Origin of the sequence: Mycobacterium sp., from assembly GCF_035653355.1 — a bacterium.
Taxonomy (GTDB): Bacteria; Actinomycetota; Actinomycetes; order Mycobacteriales; family Mycobacteriaceae; genus Mycobacterium.
The window spans coordinates 1-3,223 of record NZ_DASRBZ010000493.1; the positions used below are offsets into that span (position 1 = coordinate 1).

The 3,223-nt window shown below is 65.6% G+C and carries 2 protein-coding genes and 1 pseudogene; all 3 read left to right on the forward strand.

The features are described 5' to 3' along the window. Positions 1 to 427 (forward strand): annotated as a pseudogene (locus tag VFA16_RS17010) (methylmalonyl-CoA mutase); the annotation flags it as partial. 2 nt (positions 428 to 429) lie between these two features. Continuing rightward, positions 430 to 2,682 (forward strand): methylmalonyl-CoA mutase, encoded by a 2,253-nt coding sequence (gene scpA / locus VFA16_RS17015; protein WP_324968946.1) that lies wholly within the window; start codon positions 430 to 432, stop codon positions 2,680 to 2,682. Next, the coding region (gene meaB / locus VFA16_RS17020) for a methylmalonyl Co-A mutase-associated GTPase MeaB (RefSeq protein ID WP_324968947.1) at positions 2,683 to 3,223 on the forward strand (541 nt) is incomplete at its 3' end. It abuts the gene before it with no gap.

The window sequence follows — 3,223 nt, forward strand, 5'->3', positions numbered from 1 at the left end:
GTTCGAGGCGTTGAGGGACCGTTCCGACGCCTTCCTGGAGCGCACGGGCGCACGCCCGCAGGTGCTGTTGCTGCCGCTGGGCCCGCTTGCCGAACACAACGTGCGGGCCACGTTCGCGGCCAACCTGCTCGCCTCCGGCGGCATCGAAGCGATCAACCCGGGTCCGGTCGACGCCGCCCGTGTCGCACAAGCGGTCTCGATGGCCGGAAGCACAACGGCCGCGGTGATCTGCGGCACTGACAAGCGCTACCACGACGAGGCCGCCGCTGTCGTGGAGGCGGCACGCAGTGCCGGGATCGAGCGCGTTTACCTCGCCGGCCCCAAAACGGCGCTTCCAGATGCCGAGCATCTGCCCGACGAGTATCTGACCGCCAAAATCAATGCGGTGGAAGCCCTGTCGAATCTGCTCACCCGATTGGGGGCCTAGCGATGACCGCGAGCACATCTGTGATCGGCAGTTTCGCCGATGTCCCATTGCACGGCGACACCGCCGACGGCCCGGTCACCGAGGCTGCGGTCGAAAAGCACGTCTCCGGAGCCGCATCCGCGCACGGGTACACGCCCGACCAACTCGAGTGGCACACGCCGGAAGGCATCGTCGTCAAACCGGTCTATATCGGCGCCGACCGTGATGGCGCAGTCGAAGAGGGCTACCCGCTGCACAGCTTCCCGGGTGAGCCGCCCTATGTCCGCGGCCCGTATCCGACGATGTATGTCAACCAGCCGTGGACCATCCGCCAATACGCCGGGTTCTCCACCGCCGCCGAGTCCAACGCGTTCTACCGCCGCAACCTGGCCGCCGGGCAGAAAGGCCTGTCGGTGGCATTTGACCTGGCCACCCACCGCGGCTACGACTCCGACCATCCCCGCGTGCAGGGCGACGTCGGAATGGCCGGGGTGGCAATCGATTCCATTCTCGATATGCGGCAATTATTCGACGGGATCGACCTGTCTACGGTGAGCGTGTCGATGACCATGAACGGCGCGGTCCTGCCGATCTTGGCACTGTATGTGGTGGCCGCCGAGGAGCAGGGCGTGCCGCCGGAAAAGCTGGCCGGCACCATTCAGAACGACATCCTCAAAGAGTTCATGGTCCGCAACACCTACATCTATCCGCCCAAGCCGTCGATGCGGATCATCTCCGACATCTTCGCCTACACCAGCGCCAAGATGCCAAAGTTCAACTCGATTTCTATCTCCGGCTACCACATCCAAGAGGCCGGCGCCACTGCGGATTTGGAGCTTGCCTACACGCTGGCCGACGGCGTGGACTACATCAAGGCGGGCCTGGATGCCGGCCTGCACATCGACCAGTTCGCCCCCCGGCTGTCGTTCTTCTGGGGTATCGGGATGAACTTCTTCATGGAAGTTGCCAAACTGCGCGCCGGGCGGCTGCTGTGGAATGAGCTGGTCGCCCAGTTCAACCCGACGAACCCGAAATCGCTGTCGCTGCGGACTCATTCACAGACCTCAGGCTGGTCGCTGACCGCGCAGGACCCGTTCAACAATGTCGCCCGCACCTGCATCGAGGCGATGGCCGCCACTCAGGGCCACACGCAGTCGCTGCACACCAATGCGCTCGACGAGGCATTGGCGCTGCCCACCGACTTCTCGGCGCGCATCGCGCGCAATACCCAACTGGTATTGCAGCAGGAGTCGGGCACCACCCGGCCGATCGACCCGTGGGCCGGCTCGTATTACGTCGAATGGCTGACTCATCGCCTGGCCCAGTGCGCCCGCGAACACCTGCACGAGGTCGCCGAACACGGCGGCATGGCCCAGGCCATCAGCGACGGGATCCCGAAGCTGCGCATCGAAGAAGCCGCCGCACGCACCCAGGCGCGCATCGACTCCGGACGCCAACCGGTGATCGGAGTGAACAAGTACCAGGTCGACGAAGACCACCAGATCGAGGTGCTCAAGGTCGACAACAGCCGGGTGCGCACCGAGCAGCTGGCCAAACTTCAAGAGCTGCGGGCAAACCGGGACCAGAACGCGGTCGACAGGGCGTTGGCCGAGTTGACTCGCGCCGCCGCCGAGCACGGCAGAGCCGGGGCCGACGGGCTCGGAAACAACCTGCTGGCGCTGTCGATCAACGCCGCACGGGCCAAAGCAACGGTGGGGGAAATCTCCGATGCGCTGGAGAAGGTGTACGGACGCCACCAGGCCGAAATCCGTACCATCGCCGGGGTCTACCGTGATGAAGCCGGAAAGGTGAACAGCATTTCGAAAGCTACGGAGCTCGTCGAGAAATTCGCCGAGGCCGACGGGCGCCGGCCGCGGATTCTCGTGGCCAAGATGGGTCAAGACGGCCACGACCGCGGCCAGAAGGTGATCGCAACTGCGTTCGCCGACATCGGGTTCGATGTGGACGTCGGGTCGCTGTTCTCCACGCCCGACGAGGTGGCCCGTCAGGCCGCCGACAACGATGTGCACGTGATCGGGGTGTCCTCGCTCGCCGCCGGTCACTTGACCCTCGTTCCAGCCCTGCGCGACGCGCTGGCCGAGGTGGGGCGGCCCGACATCATGATCGTCGTGGGTGGAGTGATCCCGCCCGGTGACTTCGATGAGCTGTACGCGTCCGGGGCCGCCGCGATCTTCCCACCGGGAACGGTGATCGCCGACGCCGCAATCGACCTGCTGCACAAGCTCGCCGAGCGGCTGGGGTACACGCTGACCTAGATGGCACCTGAAGACACCGACATCATCGACGAGCTGGCGGAGGCTGTGCGCAGCGGCGACCGCGCCGCACTGCCACGGGCCATCACCTTGGTGGAATCCACCCGCACCGACCACCGCGAGCAGGCGCAGCAGCTGTTGCTGGCGCTGATGCCCGCGGCCGGAAGCGCCCACCACGTCGGCATCACCGGCGTTCCCGGAGTAGGCAAGTCGACGGCGATCGAAGCGCTCGGCATGATGCTGATCGAGCAAGGCCATCGGGTGGCGGTGCTCGCCGTCGACCCGTCCTCGACCCGAACCGGAGGATCGATTCTCGGCGACAAGACCCGGATGCCGCGGCTGGCAACGCATCCCGACGCCTATATCCGTCCGTCCCCGACATCCGGCACGCTGGGCGGGGTCGCCAAGGCCACCCGCGAGACCATCGTGCTGCTCGAGGCCGCGGGCTTCGATGTGATCCTGGTCGAAACGGTCGGTGTCGGTCAGTCCGAGGTGGCGGTTTCAAACATGGTCGACACCTTCATTTTCTTGACCCTGGCACGCA